This is a genomic window from Methylosinus sp. LW3, assembly GCF_000527115.1.
Classification (GTDB): domain Bacteria; phylum Pseudomonadota; class Alphaproteobacteria; order Rhizobiales; family Beijerinckiaceae; genus Methylosinus.
Genome location: NZ_AZUO01000001.1, coordinates 2,769,101 through 2,792,066, shown reverse-complemented (window position 1 = coordinate 2,792,066; position 22,966 = coordinate 2,769,101). Strand labels below are relative to the sequence as shown.

At 66.6% G+C, this 22,966-nt stretch carries 17 protein-coding genes; 8 read left to right on the top strand and 9 right to left on the bottom strand.

Features of this window, described 5'->3' with window-relative positions; genetic code table 11:
• Positions 1 to 73: 73 nt before the first annotated feature.
• Positions 74 to 1,681, top strand: coding sequence for an FAD-dependent oxidoreductase (locus METLW3_RS0113955; protein ID WP_024880509.1), 1,608 nt, complete (start codon positions 74 to 76; stop codon positions 1,679 to 1,681).
• On the opposite strand, the gene METLW3_RS0113950 is transcribed toward METLW3_RS0113955, so the two are convergent.
• The 5 genes from METLW3_RS0113950 to METLW3_RS0113930 form a co-directional block, all read right to left on the bottom strand.
• Positions 1,657 to 1,953, bottom strand: coding sequence for a hypothetical protein (locus tag METLW3_RS0113950; protein WP_036309618.1), 297 nt, complete (start codon positions 1,951 to 1,953; stop codon positions 1,657 to 1,659). The genes METLW3_RS0113955 and METLW3_RS0113950 overlap by 25 nt on opposite strands.
• Positions 1,954 to 2,085: 132 nt before the next feature.
• Entirely contained in the window at positions 2,086 to 2,493 is a 408-nt protein-coding gene (locus METLW3_RS0113945; RefSeq protein WP_024880507.1) for a PRC-barrel domain-containing protein, read from the bottom strand.
• Positions 2,494 to 2,562: 69 nt separating this feature from the next.
• Entirely contained in the window at positions 2,563 to 4,866 is a 2,304-nt protein-coding gene (locus METLW3_RS0113940; RefSeq protein WP_024880506.1) for an amylo-alpha-1,6-glucosidase, read from the bottom strand.
• The gene (locus METLW3_RS0113935; protein ID WP_024880505.1) at positions 4,820 to 6,007 is read right to left on the bottom strand and encodes a glycosyltransferase family 4 protein; all 1,188 of its coding nucleotides are present in this window, start codon (positions 6,005 to 6,007) and stop codon (positions 4,820 to 4,822) included. The genes METLW3_RS0113940 and METLW3_RS0113935 overlap by 47 nt, the downstream gene beginning before the upstream one ends.
• Positions 6,008 to 6,076: 69 nt before the next feature.
• On the bottom strand, positions 6,077 to 7,672 hold the full coding sequence (locus METLW3_RS0113930) for a CHAD domain-containing protein (protein WP_024880504.1): 1,596 nt from the start codon (positions 7,670 to 7,672) through the stop codon (positions 6,077 to 6,079).
• A gap of 206 nt (positions 7,673 to 7,878) precedes the next feature.
• Between METLW3_RS0113930 and METLW3_RS0113925 the strand changes: the two genes are divergently transcribed.
• A complete protein-coding gene (locus METLW3_RS0113925; RefSeq protein ID WP_024880503.1) occupies positions 7,879 to 8,730 on the top strand; it encodes a nickel/cobalt efflux transporter in 852 nt (283 codons plus the stop codon).
• 10 nt (positions 8,731 to 8,740) lie between these two features.
• Here the strand turns inward: METLW3_RS0113925 and METLW3_RS0113920 are convergent, their stop codons facing one another.
• From METLW3_RS0113920 to METLW3_RS0113910, 3 genes are read right to left on the bottom strand one after another with little or no spacing between them, the layout of a single operon-like run.
• Complete coding sequence (locus METLW3_RS0113920; protein WP_024880502.1) at positions 8,741 to 9,607, bottom strand: NAD(P)-dependent oxidoreductase; 867 nt, start codon at positions 9,605 to 9,607, stop codon at positions 8,741 to 8,743.
• Between the two features lie 10 nt (positions 9,608 to 9,617).
• Positions 9,618 to 12,446: a heavy metal translocating P-type ATPase gene (locus tag METLW3_RS0113915; protein ID WP_024880501.1), complete on the bottom strand. Its 2,829-nt coding sequence runs from the start codon at positions 12,444 to 12,446 to the stop codon at positions 9,618 to 9,620.
• Between the two features lie 24 nt (positions 12,447 to 12,470).
• Positions 12,471 to 12,956 carry an isoprenylcysteine carboxylmethyltransferase family protein gene (locus tag METLW3_RS0113910; protein WP_024880500.1) on the bottom strand — a complete coding sequence of 162 codons (486 nt, stop codon included), beginning with the start codon at positions 12,954 to 12,956 and terminating at the stop codon, positions 12,471 to 12,473.
• A gap of 195 nt (positions 12,957 to 13,151) precedes the next feature.
• Between METLW3_RS0113910 and METLW3_RS0113905 the strand changes: the two genes are divergently transcribed.
• From METLW3_RS0113905 to METLW3_RS0113885, 4 genes are all read left to right on the top strand, one after another.
• A complete protein-coding gene (locus tag METLW3_RS0113905; RefSeq protein ID WP_024880499.1) occupies positions 13,152 to 14,282 on the top strand; it encodes an 8-amino-7-oxononanoate synthase in 1,131 nt (376 codons plus the stop codon).
• Positions 14,279 to 14,914 carry a dethiobiotin synthase gene (gene bioD / locus METLW3_RS0113900; RefSeq protein WP_024880498.1) on the top strand — a complete coding sequence of 212 codons (636 nt, stop codon included), beginning with the start codon at positions 14,279 to 14,281 and terminating at the stop codon, positions 14,912 to 14,914. The genes METLW3_RS0113905 and bioD overlap by 4 nt, the downstream gene beginning before the upstream one ends.
• Positions 14,915 to 15,068: 154 nt before the next feature.
• Complete coding sequence (locus METLW3_RS26900; RefSeq protein ID WP_157516567.1) at positions 15,069 to 15,770, top strand: hypothetical protein; 702 nt, start codon at positions 15,069 to 15,071, stop codon at positions 15,768 to 15,770.
• Positions 15,771 to 15,874: 104 nt separating this feature from the next.
• The gene (locus METLW3_RS0113885) at positions 15,875 to 17,128 is read left to right on the top strand and encodes an adenosylmethionine--8-amino-7-oxononanoate transaminase (RefSeq protein WP_024880496.1); all 1,254 of its coding nucleotides are present in this window, start codon (positions 15,875 to 15,877) and stop codon (positions 17,126 to 17,128) included.
• Positions 17,129 to 17,303: 175 nt separating this feature from the next.
• Here METLW3_RS0113885 and METLW3_RS0113880 read toward each other — a convergent pair whose 3' ends face one another.
• Positions 17,304 to 20,813: an indolepyruvate ferredoxin oxidoreductase family protein gene (locus METLW3_RS0113880; protein WP_024880495.1), complete on the bottom strand. Its 3,510-nt coding sequence runs from the start codon at positions 20,811 to 20,813 to the stop codon at positions 17,304 to 17,306.
• A gap of 473 nt (positions 20,814 to 21,286) precedes the next feature.
• Between METLW3_RS0113880 and METLW3_RS0113875 the strand changes: the two genes are divergently transcribed.
• Positions 21,287 to 21,931 (top strand): DUF1007 family protein, encoded by a 645-nt coding sequence (locus METLW3_RS0113875; protein ID WP_024880494.1) that lies wholly within the window; start codon positions 21,287 to 21,289, stop codon positions 21,929 to 21,931.
• Positions 21,928 to 22,950, top strand: coding sequence for a nickel/cobalt transporter (locus METLW3_RS0113870; RefSeq protein WP_024880493.1), 1,023 nt, complete (start codon positions 21,928 to 21,930; stop codon positions 22,948 to 22,950). The genes METLW3_RS0113875 and METLW3_RS0113870 overlap by 4 nt, the downstream gene beginning before the upstream one ends.
• The last annotated feature ends 16 nt before the right edge of the window (positions 22,951 to 22,966 follow it).

Below are 22,966 nucleotides of genomic sequence, written 5' to 3'. Positions count from 1 at the left end.
CAAAAGCGACAAAATCCCGGCACGCCCTTTGCGTCGCTTTCAGCAAAAGGCCAGACGGCTCAGGAGCTGAACGATGCTGGACGTTGTGATTGTCGGGGGCGGGGCCTGCGGCTTGGCGCTGGCGCGCGGCCTCGCCGGGGCAGGGGTGAGCTTTGCGCTCTATGAGGCGCGTCCGCGGCTCGGCGGCCGCGTGTTGTCGGTCGAGGACAAAGCCTCGGGAATGCGCGTCGATATGGGTCCGACCTGGTTCTGGCCGGACACGCAGCCGACCATTACCGCTCTGGTGAAGGAGCTCGGCCTCACGGATTTTCCGCAATATGATCCGGGCACGGCGCTGCTGCTCGCCTTCGGCGACAAAAAGCCCGAGACGCGCATGACGCCCAATCTCCATTCCGGCGCGCGTCGGCTGGAGGGCGGCATGGCCTCGCTGATCGAGGCGCTGACGGCCGAGGTTCCGGCGGAGGCGATCCATCTCTCTTCCGTGCTCCGGGCCATCGCCGATCGCGGCGATCATGTGGAGCTGACCTTCGAGTCGGACGGCAAGACCGAGACCGTGACCGCCAAGCGCGCCGTGCTGGCGCTGCCGCCGCGCCTGCTGGCCGAGCATCTCGCCTTCCAGCCGGAGCTCGATGCGCTGAGCCGCAACGCCATGCGCAGCGCGCCGACCTGGATGGCGGCGCAGGCCAAGGCCCTGGTCGGCTTTTCCGGCGCGCCGGCCTGGCGCGCGGACGGGCATTCCGGCAATGCTTTCGCCACGCATGAGCAGGCCGTTCTCGGCGAGATTTTCGACGCCTGCGACGCCAGCGGCGAGCGCGCGGCGATCGGCGGCTTCTTCGCGCTCTCCGCAGAGCTGCGGGACGCGTTCAGCGGCGGCATGTCCATGCTGATCGAAAGTCAATTCGTCCAATTGTTCGGCAGGTCGGTCGAGGATGGCGAGCAGCATGTGCAGGATTGGGCGCACGAGCCCTTCACCTGCGCGACGATCGATCTGACGCCCCCGTCCGAGCACCCCGACTATGGCGATCCGCTGCTGCGGCAGGCCTTCTGGGAGGGCAAGCTCTATCTCGGCGGCGCCGAGACCGCGCGTGAGGGCGGCGGCTATCTCGAAGGCGCGCTGGTCGCGGCCGAGCGCATAAGGCTGCGCCTTCTCGATCAGAAGGAGACGTCGACGATGATATCCGGCGAAGGCGCCTCGGGCGAGGCGCTCAACGAAGCCAGCATGGCGCGTTTCCGCGAATGGGTGAACGCCAAGCGCGCGCCCACTTTCGCCAGCTATCGCCAGCGGCTGAATTTCGGCCTCTCCAACGGCCAGAAAGAGCAGATCACCCAGCGCGCCATGCTCGGCGCGATGGAGGCGGTGCTGAAGGAGGCGCTCGCCGTGCTCGAGGGCCTGCCCTTCGATCATTCCGTCGTCTCCGTCGACAAGGGTCGCTCCGATCTGACGCCGCTGGCGCAAAAGGCCTTCGACGGCTTCATTCAGGAGCTGCTCGACGGCGTCATCGACTATAACCGAACCTCTTGCGCGCTCTCCAATTTTCCGGAGGAGCACAAGCCGTCCAAGGATTATCTCCAGGTCACGCTGCTCGACATTGCGGCGGCGTGGAAGGAGTTTTCGCTGGACGCCAATCAGGTCCTGCTCGACAAGCGCGTGGCCGATCAGCAGGCGACGCGCAGCCTCTGATAGCCGAGAAAGGCGCCCCAATTGTCGTAGACGCCCGCATTCACGAGACAGCCATTGCGGGCGTAGACGTAAGGATAGGGCGCCGGATAGCGGTAATAGTAGGAATAGGGCGTGGCGGTGAGGACGCCCGGCGTCAGCGCCGGAACCGCTCCCGGCACAGGCCCGGTGAGATCGGGAACGAAAAAACCATCGGCCTGCGCGAAAGCGGAGGCCGATGGCGCGATGAGAAGCGTGGCGATGAGGCCGCGCGCCGCGAAGCGTCGAAGAGTCACGTGAAAATCTCCATTCGAAAACACGAGTCGAGAAAAAGCGCAGAGCGAATCGACGATCTGAAATTTCTAACGCATAGCGGCGAAGCCTGTCGATCCTCGAGCTAGCCGCAGGGCGGCGCTCGGCGATGCGCCTCAGCCGCGCGGACGCGGCTGCTGCTCGTTCTGCCATTGCGGCGATTGCTGCTCGTCCCAATAGGGACGCGCGTGATAATGCTCGTGAACGCGCTTCTCCCAGTCGCGATCGGTCCAGCTGTCGTCGCTGAATTCCGGCGCATCCTGCAGCTGCTGCTCGATGATGTCGGCGATATAGCCCTCGCGCTCATTGTCATAAGAGAGTGAGTTCCACGGCAGCGGATAATGGCTGTGGCCGAGGCCGAGAAAGCCGCCGAAGCTCATCACGGCGTAGCGCACGCGGCCCGAGACTTTGTCGATCATCAGATGATCGATTTCTCCAAGCTGATTGCCGAGCCGATCGAAGACGGTCGTGCCTTCGACATCCTCGCTGGAGACGAGATTGAAGTCCGGATTGGCGCTCGCCATCGGCAGTTCCTCCTGTGGGCGCGATCGTCCCGAAGCAACGCGGCGGTTGTGGAAAGGTTCCGCGCTCCGTCACCCCTTGGTCGTGAGCGGATGCTCGCGCACATCGGGATCGAAGACGAGCGACACTTGGACGTCGCCGATCGTGCGCAGCACATGCAGAGAGATGGCCGAGCGCGCATCCTGCTTCAGCGCCAGATCGACGCGCGCCTCGCCGAGCGAGAGATTGCGTATGACGATCTCACCCGCCGAGAGCGGCACGGACGGATTCACCAAGCGTATTTGTCGCGCCTTATGGTCGAACTCGAGGCCGAGCATCGTCTGGATGAAGAGGAAAGGCGCGCTCGCGGCCCAGGCTTGCGGCGAGCAGGCGGCGGGATAGAGCGTCGGGCCGCGCCCGTGGCGTCGGCGAAAGCCGCAATAGAGCTCTGGAATGCGGCGCGCCTCCATGTAGCTCGCCGCGCGCGTCAGCGACTCGAATATCGCCGCGACGCCCTCCTTGAAGCCATAGCGGCCGAGCCCATGCGCGATCAGCGCATTGTCATGCGGCCATATGGAGCCATTGTGATAGGACATGGGATTGTAGCGGCTCTCGCCGCGCGCCACAGTGCGCAAGCCCCAGCCGGAAAAGAACCTGGAGTCGAGCAACCCATCGGCGACGCGCTGCGCGCGGTCAGGCTGCGCAATGCCTGCATAGAGCGCATGTCCCGCATTGCTGGTGCGCACCTTGCACTGCTTTTTCTCGCCGTCCAGCGCCAGCGCATAGCTGCCGATCTCCTCGCACCAGAAGGCCTCCTCGAAACGCACGCGCAGCGTTTCGGCGGCGCGCGCCAGCTCCTCGGCGCGCGCGGGCAGGCCGAGCTCGCGCGCGCAATGGGCTGCGAGGCGCCGCGCGGCGTAGACATAGGCCTGCGCCTCGACCAGCGCGATCGGCCCATCCGCGAGACGTCCATCGGCGTGGAAGACGGAATCATGCGAATCCTTCCAGCCCTGATTGCGTAGTCCCTGCTCGGTATGGCGCGCATATTCGACGAAGCCGTCGCCGTCCGGATCGCCTGGTCCGTCGATCCAGGCGAGCGCGCGCTCGATCGCCGGCCACAGCTCGCGCACCAGCGCGTAATCCCCCGTGCGACGCGCATAATAGCCGGCGAGAATGACGAAGAGCGGCGTCGAATCCACTGAGCCGTAATAGAGGCCGAAGGGCACCTCGCCGAGCGCCGCCATCTCGCCGTCGCGCATCTCGTGCAGAATCTTGCCGGGCTCGCTGTCCGCGCGCGCGTCGAAATCCTCCGCCTGATGCGCGGCGAGACGCTTCAGCACGCCGATGGCGATGCTGGGATCGAACCACAGCATCTGCAATGCGGTGATGATGCCGTCGCGTCCGAACGTGGTCGAATACCAGGGAATGCCGGCGTAAGGATAGCTGCCGTCCGCCGTCTTGGTGAGCAGCATGCGCACATCCGCCGTCGAGCGCCAGAGAATCTGATTCAAAGTCGGATCGGCGGTCTCGACATGCGCGCTCTGGCCGGCGGCGGCTTTCAATTCGCGATGCAGGCCGGTCAATCCGTTGAAGAAGGATTGCGTCGATTTCGGCAGACGTCCGCGGCTCGCGGCGGTGAGGAAGATGGTTTGCGCCTGGCGCGGCGCGAGGCGCAGCGAATAGGTGGCGACGCTGTCGACGAGCAGCGAAGGATCAGGCTCGAAGGAGAGCGCCGTCTCACGCAGCACGCCGTCGAGCCCGCGATAATAGAGCGCGACAGCGCCCGCCGCCAGAAGCTGCGCCCAGGCGCGTCCGCGTTGCGCGCGCCTGACGCCGCGCACCTCGAAAATATCGGCGAAATCATTGCCGAAGCCGATCGACAGATTGAGCCGAACCTCCTCGGCGCTCTGATTGGAGACCTCGAGCCGTTCGCGCAGCGAGCCGTCCTTGAGGTAGAGCGTGCGCGAGACATAGACCGAGTCTTTCAGCAGCGCGATCTTCTCGTCGCGGAAAATGTCGGGATTGGTGAGATCGACATAAAAGCTCAGATTGTCGTCGCGTATGGCGGAGTCGAGCAGCAAGGGCTGCGCGCCTTCGATCAAGAGCTCGAGATGCGAGAGATAGCGCGTGTCGTGATCGAAGAGCCCGTCCGGCCCGCCCGCCGTCGCGCCAATGTCGCCATGGCTGTCGAATACGGCGAATGTGTCGTCGTGCTTGAGCGTGCGGCGCGGCCGCGAGGGCGGGCCGGTCGCCGGAATATAGAATTGCAGCTCATGCGCCTGCGGCGCATCGGCGCCGGCGTCCGGCGGCGCGCCGGAATCTTGCGCGTGGCGCGCTGGCGCGCTCTCGCTAGCGCGGGGGATATGAGTCGTCCGGTTCGATTTGTTCCTCGACATTCCTGCTGAAATAGGTCGGCGGCAGCACAATGGGATGCGCGCGCAGCTCGGCCGGCGCCGGCGCGCGCAGCAGGCGGCGGTAGATGGCCACATATTCCGCCGCCATTCGCGCGGCGGAAAAGCGCATCTCGAAGCGTCGCCGGATCTGCGCGCGGTCGAGCGCGAGCACGCGTCCGAGGCGCGCGATCGCCTCCTCGACATTGTCCACCAGCGCGCCGGTGACGCCCTCCTCGATGATCTCCGGCGCGGAGCCGCGACGAAAGGCCAGCACTGGCGTGCCGCAGGCCATGGCCTCGATCATGACGAGGCCGAAAGGCTCGGGCCATTCGATCGGAAACAGCAGCGCGCGCGCCTCGCCGAGAAAGCGGCTCTTGCGACGGTCGTCGATCTCGCCGACGAACTCGATTCCGGGAAGCGACAGCAGCGGCTCGATGCGCTCGTGGAAATAGGCCTTGTCCGGCAGATCGACCTTGGCCGCGATCTCGAGCGGCAGGCCGACGGCGCGCGCGATGGCGATTGCGTGATCGAGACCTTTCTCCGGCGAGGCGCGGCCGAGAAAGGCAAGATAATCGCCCGCAGGACGCAGCGTCGGCGTGAGCAGATCGAGCGGCAGGCCGTTCATTACAGTCCCGACGAAATTGGCGTGCGGAACCGCTTCGCGTTGCGAGTCCGATATGGATACGAGCGGCATTTCCGGAAAGCCGGCGTAGAGGCGCTCGAGATCGGGAAGGTCCTGGCGTCCGTGCAGCGTCGTCAGCGTATGCGCCGCAATGTCGCGAAACAGCGGAAAATGCAGCTGATCGATATGAAAATGCAAAATGTCGAATCGCGAGGCCATGCGGCGCACGCGATCGAGCATCAGCAGATAGCTCGGCGTCGGATCGCTCGCGCGCATCTGGCGCAGCGGCAGGTCGCTGCAGGGGATGTGTCGCGCGGAAGTGACGGAGCCGCCGCTCGAAAAGAGCGTGACCTCATGGCCCTGCGCGACGAGCTCCTCGGTGAGAAAGGAGACGATGCGCTCCGTTCCGCCATAGAGACGCGGCGGCACGCTTTCGATCAATGGCGCGATCTGGGCGATTTTGAGAGGCGGCGGCCGCGTCCATTCGATCGGCGCGCGCCACTGCTGGTGCAATGTGTTCATTTGGAGAGTCAACGCTTCGCGCGCGTCTTGGTTCCTCGCGCGTGCTCTCGCGCGTCGCGGGCGCGCGCCTCAGCGCCAGAAGGTCTCGAGCTTCTTCAAAGATTTCTCGGTCTTCTTCCAGTCCGCAGCGGCGCCCCCGCGCGCATGCGCGCACCAGCCCACGGCGAAGGCGCTCGCCGGCGCGAGAGCGACGTCGGATTCGCCGAGATCGCGCAGCAGCTCGGCCGCGACCGTGAGATCATTGAAGGCGCCGAGCTCGTCCTGCAGCGCGGCCGTGCGCCGCAGATAGCGGCGCGCTTTTGCTTGCGAATCGAAGAGGGACTGGAAAAACTCGGCGGCGTAGCGCGCCTTCTTGAAGGCGATGCGCGCATGGTGCCGCTGCTCGGGCGTCAGCGCGGCGAGGTCTCGGCTCTTCTTCAGCGCGCGGCGATGCAGCCGATCGAGCGAGCGCGTGGCGAATTGCTTCGCCGAGCCGGGCGCGCTCGTATCGAGCGCTGCGCGACCGTCGTCGCCGGGTTGCGGGCGCCAATTTCTGGCGGCGAGCGCGGCGCGCAGATCGACGACGAATTGCGTCGTCCGCGGCGCGGCGACGAGCGCTGCGACCGCGGCATGCGCCTCTATGCGTCGCCGCTCGACCGCATCGAGCAGCGCATAGAAGCTCGGCTCGCCATTGGCCTGGGCGAGCGGACCGGAGACCAGCATATCGACGAGCACATCGAGATTGCGCGCCGCGCCGAGCGTCGCCGATATTTCCTTCGCGCGCGCGGCGGCGGTTTCCAGCGCCTCGCTCACGACTCCGCGGCGCAGCATGCCGACGCCGGCGCGCAAGCGTCGCTGCGAGACGCGCATCTGGTGAATGGCTTCTTCCGGCGCCTGAAATTGCAGCGCCGGCCAATTGGCGACGAATTGATCGAGACAGGCGGAGAGCGCCGCGACGATCGCTTCGTCCAGCGAAGCGTCCTCGGCGAGCGTCGGTCGCCGCGCTTTCACCGGCGCGACGCCGGCGCCGGTCGCGCGCGCCAGCGCGAGCTCGGCCTCGCTCATCGGCAGAAAGCGCGCGTTCATGCGCGGCGCGAGCTCGGCGGCGACGTTCCAGAATTCTTCCTCGGCGCCCTCGATGAGCTGCAGCTCGATCTCGTGGAAATTGGCGCGGCGTCCGCCGCACTCGACGAAGCCGTCGTCGAAGTAGACGGCGATGCGCGTATGCGCGCGCTCGACGAGGCGCTCGCGTCGCTCCGTCTCGGCGACGCTGCGCGCCTCCAGCGGCCGATCGGCGATCGAGCGGCGCAGCGGCTCGGAGAAGCCGAGCATCTTGCCGACCTCGAGCGTCGGCACGCGCAGCTCGATAGAGCCGCGCACGCCCGGCGCCGTAGGCCGCGACCAGCTCAGCTCGACGAAAGCGGCGCCGTGCATCTCATAGCCGCGCAGCTGAATATTCTGCTTGCGCAGATCATTGACGGCAGTGTCGAAAATGATCGAGCGAATGCGTCGCGTCGGCCGCGAGACGGCGCCGATCGTGAGGCTCTCGCTACGCGCCGCGGCGGTCATGCCGGCGCGATCGGTTCCGAAACGGATGCGCGGGCCTTCGCCGCCGCTGCGCCGGCTCCGCAAGGCGCGCCGCGCCGCCTCCTGGGCGGCTGCGCTCGACGCGAGTTGGCGATCCATATGAAACCGTGCGGCTTTCGGGCTCGATGCGGAGAGTTTCGGCTCTCGCGACGGGCCGGTCAAGAGGCGGGACAGGGATTAGATGTGGCGCGGACGGCGATTTCGCTATTCATGCTTACCGCGGCAAAAGCGCCGCGCGCCCAGAAGAGGGACTTAACCGGCGGCCCGAAAGTCAGTATATGCCACGGGCGGAGAATAGAGGGCGCATGGCGAATCTCGCGGATTTGTTTCGGGACGGCGCGGCCAACGCCTGGCTGTTCGCGCCGACGGCGGTCGCGCTCGGCGCGCTGCACGGCCTCGAGCCCGGCCATTCCAAGACGATGATGGCGGCCTTCATCGTCGCGGTGCGCGGCACGGTCGGTCAGGCGATTCTTCTCGGCCTCTCGGCGACGCTCTCGCATACGACGATCGTGTGGATCGTCGCGCTCACCGGGCTCTATCTCGGCGCGCATTGGAACGCAGAGGCCAATGAGCCCTATCTGCAAATCGCCTCCGGCGCGCTGATCCTCTCCGTCGCCGCCTGGATGACATGGCGCATCTGGCGCGACCGTCCGCGCGCGTATGCTCACGATCATTCGCATGACCACGCGCATGGACACGACCACGATCACGATCATTCGCATCGCCACGCGCACGACCATGCCGCCGCGGAGAGCGCTTCGCTGCTTCTCGACGAGGAGACGATGGACGCGCATGAGCGCGCCCATGCGCAGGACATAAAGCGACGCTTCGCCTCCCGCCATGTGACGACGGGACAGATCATCGTGTTCGGCCTCACCGGCGGGCTCATCCCATGCCCGGCCTCGATCACCGTGCTCCTTCTCTGCCTTCAGCTCGGGCAGATGGCGCTGGGCGCGGCTTTGGTGCTGTGCTTCAGCATCGGCCTCGCGCTCACAATGGTCGCAGTCGGCGTCGTCGCGGCGCTCGGCGTGCGTCATGCTTCGGACCGCTGGTCCGGCTTCGAGCAGATCGCCGGCAAGGCGCCCTATTTCTCGAGCGCGCTGATCTCCATCGTGGGGCTGTACACGCTCTATTCGGGCTTTGCAGCGCTGAGCTGAGCGCGCGCGCTCAGCCGCCGAAGGGGAATTTCTGCACGCCGGCGGTGATCGGCGCGTCGAGGAAGAAATCCAATATCGCCGGCTGACTCGGATCGACCGCATAGGGCGAGAAATTGGTCACGCCTTCCTCGGCGAGCACATTCACATCGATGAAGAAATTGCCGCTGCAGGCGCTCGCCGCGCGCGTCAATATCGCATGGGCGGCGTCGGCCACGATTTGCGGCTTGCGCGCGCGGCGCAGCACGGCGTCGCCGCCGAGCAGATTGCCCACCGCGGCCGTGGCGATCGCCGTCTCCGGCCATAGCGAGTTCACTGCGACCTTGCCGGAAAGCTCGCGCGCGAGGCCGAGAGTGACGAGGCTCATACCATATTTCGCCATTGTGTAAGCGAGATTGGGCGCGAACCAGCGCGGGCTCATATCGAGCGGCGGCGACAGGGTGAGAATGTGCGGATTGGCGGATTTTTTAAGATAGGGCAGGGCGAGCTTGGCGCAGAGGAAGGTTCCGCGCGCATTGATCTGATGCATCAGATCGAAGCGCTTCATCTCGATCGCTTCGACGCCGCGCAGATCGATCGCGCTCGCATTATTGACGAGAATATCGACGCCGCCGAAGATCGCCGCCGTCTTGTCGAAGGCCTCCTCCACCTGCGCGTCGAAGCGAATGTCGCAGGGCAGGGCGAGCGCCCGCCCCCCCGCTTTTTCGATTGCGGCGGCGGCGGTGTAGATGGTCCCCGGCAGCTTGGGATGCTCCGTGACGCTTTTGGCGACGATCGCCACATTGGCGCCGTCGCGCGCCGCGCGCTCCGCTATCGCGAGGCCGATGCCGCGGCTCGCGCCGGTGACGAGCAGAGTCTTGCCTGCGAGCGATCCCGCCATGGGCGCGCGCTCAGGCCGCGACCCGCGCCGGATAGCCGGCGTCGGTGATGATCTTGGCGAGGCCTTCCGGATCTTTGGGCGAGGGCGACACTTCCACCTTGCCGGTGGCGAGGTCGATCTTCACCTGCGCCTGCGGCTCGGCCTTCTGCACCGCCTCGGTCACATGCTTCACGCATTTGCCGCAAGACATTTCCTGAACGTCGAATGTCGTCGTCATATCGTTTTCCTCCTCATTGACTTGCAGCGGCGAGCCTGAAGGCTCGCGGTCCGACGCCGCTATGGACCGCGCGCCTTCAGGCTCGCTCTCTTCCACGCTCGGCGTTTCAAAGCTCGTCGCGCTCGCCCCCACCGGCGGCTGGAAGCGCCGCAGCCGCAGCGCATTCGTCAGCACGAAGACGCTGGAAAACGCCATGGCGCCGGCGCCGAGCATGGGCGAGAGCAGCGTTCCATTGACGGGGTAGAGCGCGCCCGCCGCGACGGGAATCAGAATCACATTATAGGCGAAGGCCCAGAAGAGATTCTGCGCGATATTGCGCATCGTCGCGCGCGAGAGCGCGAGCGCGGCCGGCACTTTCGACACATGGCCGGACATTAGCACGACATCGGCGGCCTCGATCGCAATGTCGGTTCCCGTGCCGATGGCGATCCCGACATCGGCGGCGGCGAGCGCCGGCGCGTCATTGACGCCATCGCCGACGAAGGCGATCCTCCGCCCTTCGCGTAGGCGCTGCAACGCGGCCACCTTGCCCTCCGGCAGCACGCCGGCGATCACCTCGTCTATGCCCAGCTTCGCCGCAATGGCGCGCGCCGTGCGCTCGTCGTCGCCGGTGATCATCGCCGTGGCGACGCCTTGCGCATGCAGGGCGGCGACGGCGGCGACGCTCGTCTCCTCGAGTGCATCGGCGACGCAGAGAATGGCCGCGAGCTTTCCATCGATCGCGACATAGAGCGGCGTCTTGCCTTCCGCGGAGAGCCGCGCCGCGGTTGTGTTGAATGCTTGAATATCGAGGCCGAGCGCCGTCATGAAACGGTCGGCGCCGACGGCGATCTTGCGCCCGTCCGCCGTCGCCTCGACGCCCATTCCGGGCGTCGCCGAAAAGTCTCGCGCCTCGACGATGGAAAGCCCCCGCGCTTTCGCAGCGGCGACCAGAGCGCCGGCGATCGGATGCTCCGAGCGCGCCTCGACGCTGGCGGCGAGCCGCAGCGCGTCATCGGCCGAGACGCCAGGGGTGGCCTCGAGATCGGTGAGCTCCGGCTTGCCGCGCGTCAGCGTGCCGGTCTTGTCGAAGGCGATCAGCGTCACATCGCGCAGGCTCTGCAACGCCTCGCCCTTGCGAAACAAAATGCCGAGCTCGGCCGCGCGTCCCGTGCCGGTCATTATGGCGGCCGGCGTCGCCAGGCCCATGGCGCAGGGGCAGGCGATGATGAGCACAGCGACCGCCGCGACCAGAGCATAAGAGACGTCGCGCTGCGGGCCGAAGGCGAGCCAGACGATGAAGGTGATGAAGGCGATGGCGAGCACGGCGGGCACGAAGACGCCGGTCACGCGATCGACCAGCGCCTGAATCGGCAGCTTGGCGCCTTGCGCTTGCTCCACCATGCGAATGACGCCGGCGAGCACAGTATCCGCGCCGACGCGCGTCGCGCGAAAGGTGAAGGCGCCGGTCGTGTTCACCGTGGCGCCGGTCACTTCCGAGCCTTTGCGCTTGCCGACGGGCGCCGGCTCGCCGGTAATCATGGATTCATCGATATGAGAGGCGCCGTCGATGACGATTCCATCCGTCGCTATGCGCTCGCCCGGCCGCACGGCGACGAGATCGCCGACGACGACATCGTCGATCGGCAGCTCGATCTGCTCGGCGCCGCGCAGCACGCGCGCGGTCTTGGGCTGCAGCGCGGCGAGCGCGCGGATCGCCTCCGATGTGCGGCCCTTGGCGCGCGCCTCCAGCGTGCGGCCGAACAGGATCAGCGTGACGATGACGACTGCGGATTCGTAATAGACATCGGCGGCGCCATGCGGCAGCAGGCTCGGCGCAAAAGTGGCGACGACGGAATAGAGATAGGCGCTCATCGTGCCGATGGCGACGAGCGAGTTCATATCGGGATGGCCGCGCCAGAGCGAGGGAAAGCCCTTCTCATAGAAGGGCCGGCCCGGCCCGACGAGCACCAGCGTCGCGAGAATGAAGGAGAGATAGCGAATGGTCTGATGGCCGATGGCGGCCATGAGCCAATCGCCGAGCCCCGGAATCGTATGCGCGCCCATCTCGAGGAAGACGACTGGCGCGCTGAGCGCCGCCGCGACGATGAGGCGCTTGCGTAGCGACGCGGCCTCCTGCTCGCGCGCGGCCCTCTCGCGATCTGCGGCTTTCGCGCCGGTCTCGAGCTCGCGCGGCTCATATCCGGCTTCCGCCACGGCGCGGCGCAGCGCCTTGGCCAGCGCCTTGGCCATGTCGCCGCCGCCGAGCGCGCGCACGCGCGCCCGCTCCGTCGCGAGATTGACCTCGGCCGCGATCACCCCCGGCACGGCGCGCAGCGCTTTTTCGACATGGGCGACGCAGGAGGCGCAGGTCATGCCGCCGACGCCGAATTCGATCGTCTCGAGCGCCGGCTCATAGCCGGCCTCGTCCACCGCGCGGGCGAGCTGCGCGAGGTCTGCGTCCGGCGTGAGCGTGACATCGGCGCGCTCCGTCGCGAGGTTGACGGAGGCCGAGAGCACGCCCGGCGCGCCGCGCAGCGCCTTCTCGACATGAGAAACGCAGGAGGCGCAGGTCATTCCGCGCACGCCGAAGGAGATATGCGCGTCTGCGGGCGAGTCTGCGCGAGTCGAGGCGTCGGCCATCAGATCAGCTCCTCTCGCCTCAGTCTACAACCAGCGGCGCGTTCTCGCGACATAGGCGTCGAACTCGGCGCCGAACCGTTGCGACAAATGGCGCTCTTCCCGCTCTATCGCCAGCCGCTGCAGCAGAAAGGCCGCCACGGGCGTGAGCAAGAGCATCCATGTCGAGCCGAGGGCGAGGCCGAGGCCCGCGACCAGCGCTACATGCGACACATAGATGGGGTTGCGCGACCATTGGTAAGGCCCTGCGGTGACGAGGCTGGAGACGGCGCGATCGGGCCGAATCGTGGTGCCTTGCCGCCGCATCAGCGACGCGCACCAGAGATCATTGGCGAGCGCGAGCGCGACGATGAGGCCGCCGGCGATGCGCGCGCTGAGCGGCCAGGCGCCCTCGGAGAGCGGCAGAAGCAAATCGAGCAGCGCCCCGCCGGCGATCGCCGCGAGGAGCAGCAAAGGCGGCCATGCGATCCGCGACGGCGGATCGGCCTCGGCTCGGCTGTCGTCGATGGACATGGGAATCCTCTTTCTGCTCAGATCGCGTTGGCGGGAAGGTTTTTCAAGTTTCGATCGGATGAAAAGCGGGGCGCCGGGCTTTCTTGCCGTCCCGTCGCCGCCCGGCTATTTAACCGCCTCCCCGGCGCGACGAAAGTCGCATGGCCATCCGGGCGAGCCGGGAAGGATCGAGTGACGACAGATCGCGCGGGCGCAATGCTCGACTTCTACGCCGCGGACCTCGCGAGCCTCTCGGCGCAGGATCGCTTGCGCGCGCTCGCGCCGCGCCGTGGGCTCGACTTCAGCTCCAATGATTTTCTCGCGCTCGCCGAGTCGCAGGAACTGCGCGCCGCCGCCGCCGCGGCGCTGGCGCGCGGCGTTCCCGTCGGCGCCGGCGGCTCGCGGCTGCTGCGCGGCGACCATGAGGAGCATCAGGCGCTGGAGCGCGAGGCTGCGGCCTTTTTCCATGCGGAGAGCGCGCTTTTTTTCGGCGCCGGCTTCACGGCGAATGAGGCGCTGCTCTCGACCTTGCCGCAAAAGGGCGATCTCATCGTCCATGATGCGCTCGTGCACGCCAGCGCGCATGAGGGCATGCGGCTCTCGCGCGCGAAGAGCGTCGCCGCCGCGCATAATGACGCCGACGCTTTCGTGGATCAGATCGTCGCATGGCGCCGCGGCGGCGGAACGGGCCGGCCCTGGGTCGTCGTCGAGAGCCTCTACAGCATGGACGGCGATTTTGCGCCGCTCGACGCGCTCGCCGAGATCGCCGCGCGTCACGACGGCTTTCTCCTCATCGACGAGGCCCATGCGACCGGCGTCCACGGCCCCGGCGGGCGCGGCCTCGCCGCCGCGCTCGAGGGTCGCGAGAACGTCGTCACGCTGCACACTTGCGGCAAGGCGCTCGGCGTCTCCGGCGGCCTCGTGCTGCTGCCCGCGACGCTGCGCGAATTCCTCATCAATCGCTGCCGGCAATTCATCTTCGCGACGGCGCCGTCGCCGCTCGTCGCCGCTTGCGTTCGCGCCGCGCTGCCGATCGTGGAGCAGGCGGAAGGCCGCCGCGTCGCATTGCGCTCGCGCGTCGCGGTCGCCGCGCGCAAATTGGAGGGGGCGGGGCTCGCGCCGCCGCAATCGCAGATCGCGCCCGTCATCGTCGGCTCCAATGCGCGCGCGTTGGCGCTGGCCGCGGCGATGCAGGCGCTGGGCTATGACATTCGCGCGATCCGCCCGCCGACCGTCGCGGAAGGAACCGCGCGTCTGCGCATCTCGCTCACTCTGCATGTGAGCGAGGCGCAGATCGCCACTATGGTCGACGATCTGGCGCATGCGCTCGCGGATTTGCCGGCATGACGCGCCTCGTCGTCGCGGGAACCGACACCAATGTCGGCAAGACGGTGTTTGCCGCCGCGCTCGCCGGCGCGCTCGGAGCCTATTATTGGAAGCCCGTGCAATCGGGCCTCGAGGGCGAGACGGATACAATGGCTGTCGCGCGGCTCTCGGGGCTTTCCGAAGAGAGGCTTCTGCCCGAGGCCTATCGCCTCCGCACGGCGGCCTCGCCGCATCTTTCCGCGCGCCTCGACGGGGTGGAGATCGATCCGGCGCGTCTCTCGCCGCCGGATCGCGCGCCGCTCGTCGTCGAGACGGCCGGCGGGCTGATGACGCCGCTGACGGAAGCGTGTCTGACGATCGATCTGCTGGCGCGCTGGCGGCTTCCGGCCGTGCTCTGCGCGCGCACGACGCTCGGAACGATCAATCACAGCCTATTGTCGCTCGAGGCGCTGCGACGGCGCGACATTCCGATCCTCGGCGTCGCCTTCATCGGCGAGGAGAATGAGGATACGCAGCGAATAATCGCGAAATTCTCCGGCGCGCGCGCTCTCGGCCGTCTGCCGTTCGTCGCGCAGCTCGACGCCGGGACGCTGCGCGAGGCTTTTCTCGCGCATTTCCGGCTCGCCGATCTCGATTCGAGTCTTCCGCAATGACGCCCCTTCGTCATTGCGAGCGCAGCCACTCAATCCAGAGCCATGAGGCGGCTCCTGGATTGCTTCGTCGCTGCGTTCCTCGCGCGGACGAACTTCGGCGCTCCGGCTACGTCGCGGCGAACAACAATGCGCGCCGCATCGAGGAGCGCGCGGCATGATGGCGCGGCGCTCGTTCCTTTCCATTGCGGCGTCGCTCGGCGGCGCGTTGGCGCTCGCGGGCTGCGACAAGCCGGGTTCCGGCGCGGCGTATCGCTACCGCCTGACGCTGGACGTCGAGACGCCGGAAGGCGCGAAGACAGGTTCGAGCGTCATCGAGGTGCGGACATGGGAAACGCATTTCGAGGGTAAACGCACCAATCACAAGGTGACGGGCCAGGCGGTCGTCGTCGATCTCGGCGCGCGCGGGCTACTGTTCGCGCTGCTCGCGGGGCGCGGCGAAAATGGCGGGCTCGGCTCAGTGGACCATACAGCCTATCTGCCGGCGCTTGTGGCGCTGCGCGGGGAAAAACTGCAAGACGCCGATCCGGCATTCCAGAAAAACTTGTCCTCGACGGGCGGCGGCGACCTGATCGACAACGAAATCCCGTTTCTCGTGCGCTTTCGCGACATCGATGATCCGAAGACGGTGGAGGCGGTCGATCCGAATGATCTCGCAGAGAGCTTCGGCCTCAGCGTGCGCTTGAAACGTGCGACGATCGAGATGACCAGCGATCCAGTAACGACAGGTATTGAGAAACAGCTGGGGTGGTTGGCCGCGCTCAAAGGCGGCTACCTTGATGGTCAGTTCGCAGGGGGTGGGCCGGCCCTGTCGAACATCCTTCATGGCGGCAATTTTAAATCATCAGGGGGCCAATGACATGGCGGTCTCCGATAATCTCTTTCTCGCTATTCTTGCGATGGACGCATATAATCGAGGCTATGGTGCCAGAATTCTAATGACGACAGCCAAAGGAGACGGTAATGACATCGCCGGTCTGGCGGCCTTTCACACAGCATGCGCTGCAGAAAGACGCGATCCTCGTCGCGCGCGGCGAGGGGGCTTGGCTCGAATGCGCGGATGGCCGCCGCATTCTCGACGCCATTTCCTCCTGGTGGGTCATCACCCATGGCCATCGCCATCCGAGGATCGTGCAGGCGATCAAGGATCAGGCGGATCGGCTCGATCAGATCATCTTCGCCGGCTTCACCCATGAGCCGGCCGAGTCGTTGGCGCATCGGCTCGTCGCGCTGACGGCGCCGGGGCTCGATTATGTGTTCTATTCCGACAGCGGCTCCACATCGGTGGAGGTCGCGATCAAAATGGCGCTCGGCTATTTCCGCAATCGCGGCGTCGCGCGCAATCGCGTCATCGCTCTCGAGCATGGCTATCACGGCGACACGATCGGCGCCATGTCCACCGGCGCGCGCTCCGTCTTCAACGCGGCCTATGAGCCTCTGCTGTTCGATGTGACGCGCATTCCGTTTCCGAGCGCAGGATGCGAGCAGCAGACGCTCGACGCGCTGGAGGCGGCCTGCCGCGGCGCCGACGCCGCCGTTTTCGTCGTCGAGCCGCTCGTGCTCGGCGCCGGCGGCATGCTCATCTATGGCGCCGATACGCTGCGCGAGATGCGGCGCATCTGCGCCGCGCATGGCGTGCTCTTCGTCGCCGATGAGGTGATGACCGGCTTCGGCCGCACCGGAACGCTCTTCGCTTGCGAGCAGGCGGGAATCGTTCCCGATATCGCCTGCTACGCCAAGGGCATCACCGGCGGCTCATTGCCGCTCGCCGTGACCATGTGCTCGGCGGAGATTTTCGAGGCGCATTATTCCACCGATCGCTCGCGCACTTTCTTTCATTCGAGCTCCTTCACCGCCAATCCCATCGCTTGCGCGGCGGCGCTGGCCAATCTCGACATATGGGAGAGCGAGGATGTGCGCGGCCGCATCGCGCGTCTTGCGGCGATGCAGGAGGAGCGGCTGCTGCGCTTCGCGAATGACGCGCGTTTTACCAATGTGCGGCGCATCGGCACGATAGCGGCGCTCGATCTGCGCGCCCGCGACGCCGGCTATCTCGCGACCATCGGGCCGGCGCTCTATGAATTCTTCATCTCGCGCGGCTTGCTGCTGCGACCGCTCGGCAACACGATCTATATTCTGCCGCCCTATTGCATAGAGGCGAGCGAGCTCGACGCGCTCTATGCGGCGATCGACGAGGCGGGAGATCGCTTCTGCTGAAAGCGCCGAAGGCGCTCGGGAGGGGGTGAAACCCCGAGTCTTTGCCATTGAACCCCACCCCGTCCCGGCCATAGGGCGTTCTGCGAAGAACGCCCGTCGCAAGCGCCGGGCTATCGCCGGCCGACCCTCCCCCTGAAGGGGAGGGTGGAGCGGGTTCATTGCGGTCTCTTCACCCTCACTCCGCCGCCATCTTCAGATCGGGCTTGATCGCGTAATATTCGCCATAGAGCCGCGCGATTTCGGCGCGCGCCTCCAGCACGCTGCGGGCGCGTATATGGCCAAAGCCGCGAATCTTCTCCGGTATGCGGGCCAGCGCCACAGCTGTCGCATGATTGGCCGGCGACAGGCGCGGCAGAATATCGTCCAGCAGCAATTGATAATCGGCGAGCATCTTGCGCTCGGCGATGCGGTCGCTGTCGGGACGGAAGGGATCGAGGATGGTGCCGCGCAGGCCCTTGAAGCGCGCCAGCCATTTCAGCACATGGAACATCCACGGGCCGAAGGTGATCTTGCGCGATCCGCCAATGTCGTTCTTGCGCTGGAAGGCGACGAGATTGGGCGCGAGATGCAGCTCCATGCGCAGATCGCCCTCGAAGATTTCGGCGAGCTGGCGCTGGAAAGAGCCATCCGTGTAGAGCCGCGCCACCTCGAACTCGTCCTTGGCCGACATCAGCTTGAACAGCCCGCGCGCCACCGCCTCGGTCAGCTCCTTCGTTCCCGGAACGCGCTCCTTCTCGAGGCGCGCGACGGCGTCGACGCGTGCGCGATAGCGGGCGGCGTAAGCGGCGTTCTGATAATCGGTGAGGAAGGCGACGCGGCGATCGATCGCCTCTTCCAATGAATGTGACACATCCCGCGCGGGATTGCGCTCGCGCAATGAGGAGACGACGGTCGTCACGCTCGGAAGATCATGCGCGGCGCGGCGGCCCCAGGCGAAAGCGGAATGATTCATCGCCACCGCCTCGCCATTCAGCTCGATCGCGCGCAAGAGCGCGGCCTCGGAGAGCGGCAGCAATCCCTTCTGCCATGCGTAGCCGAGCATGAACATATTGGCGGCGATGGAATCGCCGAGCAGCGCCAGCGCCAGCTCCGTCACATTCAGGAAATCGACGCGCTCGCCGGCGGCCTCGCGTATTGCGCGCTCGATGAGCTGCGCCGGCAGCACGAAATCGGGGTCGCGCTCGATATCGCCGGGAAACACCTCGGCGCTGTTGACGACGACATGGCTGCGCGCGGGATCGATCGCCGCGAGAATCTGCTTGCCGCCGGCGACGACGAGATCGCAGCCGAGCACGAGATCGGCCTCGCCCGCGGCGATGCGGATCGCGTGAACTTCGTCGGGCGTGCGGCCGATCTTCACATGGCAATAGACGGCGCCGCCTTTTTGCGCGAGGCCGGCCATATCGATGACGCCGACGCCCTTGCCCTCGAGATGCGCGGCCATGCCGAGAATGGCGCTCACCGTGACGACGCCCGTCCCGCCTATGCCGGCGACGAGCACGCCATAAGGCGCCGCGCCGATCTGCGGAACGGCGGGCTCCGGCGGCGGCGGACATTGCGTCTCGCTGGTCGGCGCGGCTTTCTTCATGCGCGCGCCATGAACGGTGACGAAGCTCGGGCAGAAGCCCTCGAGGCAGGAGAGATCCTTGTTGCAGCTCGACTGATCGATGCGGCGCTTGCGGCCGAACTCCGTCTCCAGCGGCTGCACCGACACGCAATTGGAGGCGCGGCCGCAATCGCCGCAGCCTTCGCAGACCAGCTCGTTGATGACGACGCGCACATCCGGGTCTGGATATTCGCCGCGCTTGCGGCCGCGGCGCTTCTCCGTGGCGCAGGTCTGATCGTAAATCAGAACGGTGACGCCATCCGTTGCGGCCAGCTCGCTCTGCACGCTGTTGATGACGTTGCGGTGATAAATGTCGAGGCCGGGCGGCCATTGGATATCGGAGGCGTATTTATGCGGCTCGTCGGACACGAGCGCGATTCTGGCGACGCCTTCGGCCGCCACCTGATGCGCTATGGCCTCGACGGTGAGATCGCCCTCATGCGCCTGTCCGCCGGTCATGGCGACGACGCCGTTGAAGAGAATCTTGAACGTTATGTTCGTCTTCGTCGCAACGGCGAAGCGAATGGCCAGCGAGCCGGAATGATTGTAAGTGCCGTCGCCGAGATTTTGGAACACATGCTTGCGCGTCGAGAAGGGCGCCTCGCCGATCCAATTGGCGCCTTCGCCGCCCATATGCGTGTAGCCCTCGGTCGAGCGGTCCATCCATTGCGCCATATAATGGCAGCCGATGCCCGTGTAGGCGCGCATGCCCTCCGGCACATGGGTGGATGTCGAATGCGGGCAGCCGGAGCAGAAATGCGGCACGCGCACGCCGACGTCGGTCAGCGATTTGCGCCGCTCCTGCATTTGCTCGAGCCGGCGCACGCGCCCTTCGAGATCATCGGAGCGGACATAATTCAGCAGGCGCCGGCCGATGGCGATGGCGATATCATTGGCGTCGAGCGAGCCTTTGACCGGGAAGAGCCATTCGCCGACCTCGTCCTTCTTGCCGATGCAGATGGGCTGATGCGAGGAGCCATAGAGCTGCTCGCGCAGCTGCACCTCGATCAGCGAGCGCTTCTCCTCGACGACGATGACGAGATCGAGCCCGCGCACGAACTCGCGCAGGCCTTGCGGCTCCAGCGGCCAGGGGCAGGCGATCTTATAGAGGCGCAGGCCGTAGTCGTTGGCCTTCACCTCGTCTATGCCGAGATCGTCCATCGCCTGGCGCACGTCGAGATAGGATTTGCCGACAGTGATGACGCCGATCTTGGCGGCGGGGCCGCCGGAGGTGATGATGCGATTGAGGCGATTGGCGCGGATGAAGGCGAGCATGGCGTCGCGCTTGCTCTCCTGCATGCGCGCTTCCTGCGTCAGCACCGGATCGCGCGGACGTATGTTGAGGCCGCCCGGCGGCAGCAGAAAATCGAGCGGCGCGATCGGGCGCACGCGATCGAGCGAGCCGTCGATGGAGGCGGTGGACTCCACCGTGTCCTTGATGAGCTTCAGGCCGACCCAGACGCCGGCGTAGCGCGACAGCGCGAAGCCCATGAGGCCGTAATCGAGAATCTCCTGCACGCCGGCCGGCGAGAGGATCGGCATCATCATATCGACGAAGACGAATTCGGATTGATGCGCCGTGGTGGAGGATTCCGCCGTGTGATCGTCGCCCATCAGCGCCAGCACGCCGCCATTGCGCGAGGAGCCGGCGAGATTGACATGACGCAGCGCGTCGCCGGAGCGATCGACGCCCGGACCCTTGCCGTACCAGACGGAGAAGACGCCGTCATATTTGCCGTCGCCGCGCATCTCCGCCTGCTGCGCGCCCCATATGGCGGTGGCGGCGAGATCCTCGTTGAGGCCCGGCATGAAGAGAATGTCGTGCTTGTCGAAGAGCGGCTTCGCCTTGTGCAGCTGCGCGTCCATGCCGCCGAGCGGCGAGCCGCGATAGCCGGAGACGAGGCCCGCCGTGCGCAGGCCGGCGCGACGATCCATCTCCTTCTGCATCAGCAGAAGACGCACGATCGCCTGCGTGCCGTTGATGAGCACATGCGTCTTGGAAAGATCGAAACGATCGGCGAGGGACACGTCGCCGAAGGCGGGGCCGGTTGTCGTGGCGCCGGCGACTACATCCGCCATACGTATTCTCTCCTCGCTCGGCGCGATGCCCTCGCGGGGCGCCCCGCTCGCGCAGGGCCGCGCGACGTCATCGTCTCGGAGAGCGGCGCGAGGCCGGCTCCCCATATGAAGCGTTGCCGCTCGAAAGCTCTCGCGCGAGGCGCTTCCGAAAGAGTCATATTGCGGATTTGCGCGTCGGCGGAAAGACTCCCGTCCTCCTCATCCGTGAAAATCCGTATCCCATCCGCGAGGGACGGCCGCCGCCGCCCCCGGCGCGACCCGCCCGGCTTGTCCTTGCGGCGCCGGGCGTGACATTATACGTCACGACGCGCGACGCCAGCAAGCGAGCCTTCGCGGGCGCCAAAAAAGCTGTCGAAACAGAGCGCCCGGCCCTGTTTCCGCCGCCTTCCGCGACTAGAGGGTCCGCGCGTGGAGCCGGAGCGATTCGCGGGACCGGAGACGAGCGCCGCGGCCCCATCGAGGCGAGAGCCCCTATGCCGAGAAGATTCACATTCGCTTCGCTGACCCTCGCCATGGCGCTCGCCGCCGTCCCGGCCGCTGCGCATCCGCATGTCTGGGTCGCCACGCGCAGCGAGATCGTGTTCACGCCGGACGGTAAGATCAAGGGCGTGCGCCACGCCTGGACCTTCGACGAAATGTATTCCGCCTTCGCGCTGCAAGGGCTCGGCAAGGACGGCAAGCCGCCGAGCCGCGAGGAGCTCGCGCCGCTCGCCAAGACCAACGCCGAATCGCTCGCCGAATTCGATTATTTCACCTTCGCGAAATATCAGAACGCCAAGGCCGCCTTCGGCCCGCCGGAGGATGTGTGGCTCGAGGCCGACGACAAGCGCATCGTCACCATGCATTTCACGCTGCCGCTGGAGAAGCCGCTGCCGGCGCAAAAGCCTTTCTCCTTCCAGACCTATGATCCGACCTACTTTGTCGCCTTCGATCTCGAGAAGCAAAATCCGGTGACTCTCGCCGGCGCTCCGGCGGGCTGCTCGACCAGCGTCGTGGAGCCGAAGCCGCTGCTCGCCGTCGACACGCAAAAGCTGAGCGAAGCCTTTTTCGCCAATATGTCGCCCGGCGCCGATTTCGGCATGAAGCTCGCCGCGCGCATCGTGGTGGCCTGCCCGTGAGGGTTTCTCCGCGGGATCGCGCGCTGCTTCTTCTGGCGCTGGCCGCGCTCGCGCTGTCGCAGGACGCCGCGCTGGCGCAGGCGGCGCGTCATCCTTTCGCCGTCGGCCCTTCGGAAGCTCCGGTCGGCGCGGCGAGCGGCCTCGCCGGGCTGCTGCTCGCCTGGCAGAGCAAATTCCATATGGAGCTGCAGAACGCTGCGCGCGCGCTGAAGACCGACAACGGCGCCTTCTTCACTCTGGCGGCCGCGAGCTTTGCCTATGGCGTTTTTCACGCCGCCGGGCCGGGTCATGGCAAGGCCGTGCTCGCCTCCTATATGATCGCCAATGAAACGGCGCTGAAGCGCGGTCTGACGCTCGCCGCTCTGGCGGCGCTGCTGCAGGGCGTGGTGGCCATAGCGCTCGTCGGCGTGGCGGCCATTGTCTTCGGCTTCACCGCGCAGCGCATGACCGAGGCGGCGACATGGATCGAGACGGCGAGCTACGCCGCCATCGCCGCCGTGGGCGCGCGCCTCGCCTATGTCAAAGGGCGCGCGCTGCTCGCCGCGCTGCGGGAGCCGGCGCCTGTCCTCGCCGTCGCGCGCCGCGGCGCCTTCGCCTGCGAGGCGATCGACGACGATCCCGCCCATGTTCATGGGCCGGACTGCGGCCATATGCATGCGATCGACGCCGCCCGCCTCGGCGCCGGCTTTCGCTGGGGCGACGCGCTAGGGACGGTCGTCGCGGCGGGGCTTCGTCCCTGCTCGGGCGCCATACTCGTGCTCGTCTTCACCCTGTCACAAGGCGTCTTCATAGCGGGCGCCGGGGCGACGTTGCTGATGTCCGCCGGCACGGCGATCACCACCGGCGCCTTGGCGGCCACGGCCGTCTTCGCCAAGGATTTCGCCGCGCGTCTCGCCGCGCGCAGATCGTCGCGCGCGGAGACGCTGCTGCGCGCGGGCGAGCTGCTCGCCGCTCTCCTCGTGCTCGCCTTCGGTCTCACGCTGCTGCTCGGCATGCGCGCGGGAGCCGTCGGCGCCTGAGGCTTCCAATTTCGAA

Bases quoted from the DNA above. Each gene is read 5' to 3' on its own strand.
- METLW3_RS0113915 (WP_024880501.1), bottom strand. From the start codon at position 12,446: ATGGCCGACGCCTCGACTCGCGCAGACTCGCCCGCAGACGCGCATATC.
- METLW3_RS0113920 (WP_024880502.1), bottom strand. From the start codon at position 9,607: ATGGCGGGATCGCTCGCAGGCAAGACTCTGCTCGTCACCGGCGCGAGC.
- METLW3_RS0113885 (WP_024880496.1), top strand. From the start codon at position 15,875: ATGACATCGCCGGTCTGGCGGCCTTTCACACAGCATGCGCTGCAGAAA.
- METLW3_RS0113955 (WP_024880509.1), top strand. From the start codon at position 74: ATGCTGGACGTTGTGATTGTCGGGGGCGGGGCCTGCGGCTTGGCGCTG.
- METLW3_RS0113945 (WP_024880507.1), bottom strand. From the start codon at position 2,493: ATGGCGAGCGCCAATCCGGACTTCAATCTCGTCTCCAGCGAGGATGTC.
- METLW3_RS0113930 (WP_024880504.1), bottom strand. From the start codon at position 7,672: ATGGATCGCCAACTCGCGTCGAGCGCAGCCGCCCAGGAGGCGGCGCGG.
- METLW3_RS0113935 (WP_024880505.1), bottom strand. From the start codon at position 6,007: ATGAACACATTGCACCAGCAGTGGCGCGCGCCGATCGAATGGACGCGG.
- METLW3_RS0113940 (WP_024880506.1), bottom strand. From the start codon at position 4,866: ATGTCGAGGAACAAATCGAACCGGACGACTCATATCCCCCGCGCTAGC.
- bioD (WP_024880498.1), top strand. From the start codon at position 14,279: ATGACGCGCCTCGTCGTCGCGGGAACCGACACCAATGTCGGCAAGACG.
- METLW3_RS26900 (WP_157516567.1), top strand. From the start codon at position 15,069: ATGATGGCGCGGCGCTCGTTCCTTTCCATTGCGGCGTCGCTCGGCGGC.
- METLW3_RS0113880 (WP_024880495.1), bottom strand. From the start codon at position 20,813: ATGGCGGATGTAGTCGCCGGCGCCACGACAACCGGCCCCGCCTTCGGC.
- METLW3_RS0113875 (WP_024880494.1), top strand. From the start codon at position 21,287: ATGCCGAGAAGATTCACATTCGCTTCGCTGACCCTCGCCATGGCGCTC.
- METLW3_RS0113905 (WP_024880499.1), top strand. From the start codon at position 13,152: ATGCTCGACTTCTACGCCGCGGACCTCGCGAGCCTCTCGGCGCAGGAT.
- METLW3_RS0113910 (WP_024880500.1), bottom strand. From the start codon at position 12,956: ATGTCCATCGACGACAGCCGAGCCGAGGCCGATCCGCCGTCGCGGATC.
- METLW3_RS0113925 (WP_024880503.1), top strand. From the start codon at position 7,879: ATGGCGAATCTCGCGGATTTGTTTCGGGACGGCGCGGCCAACGCCTGG.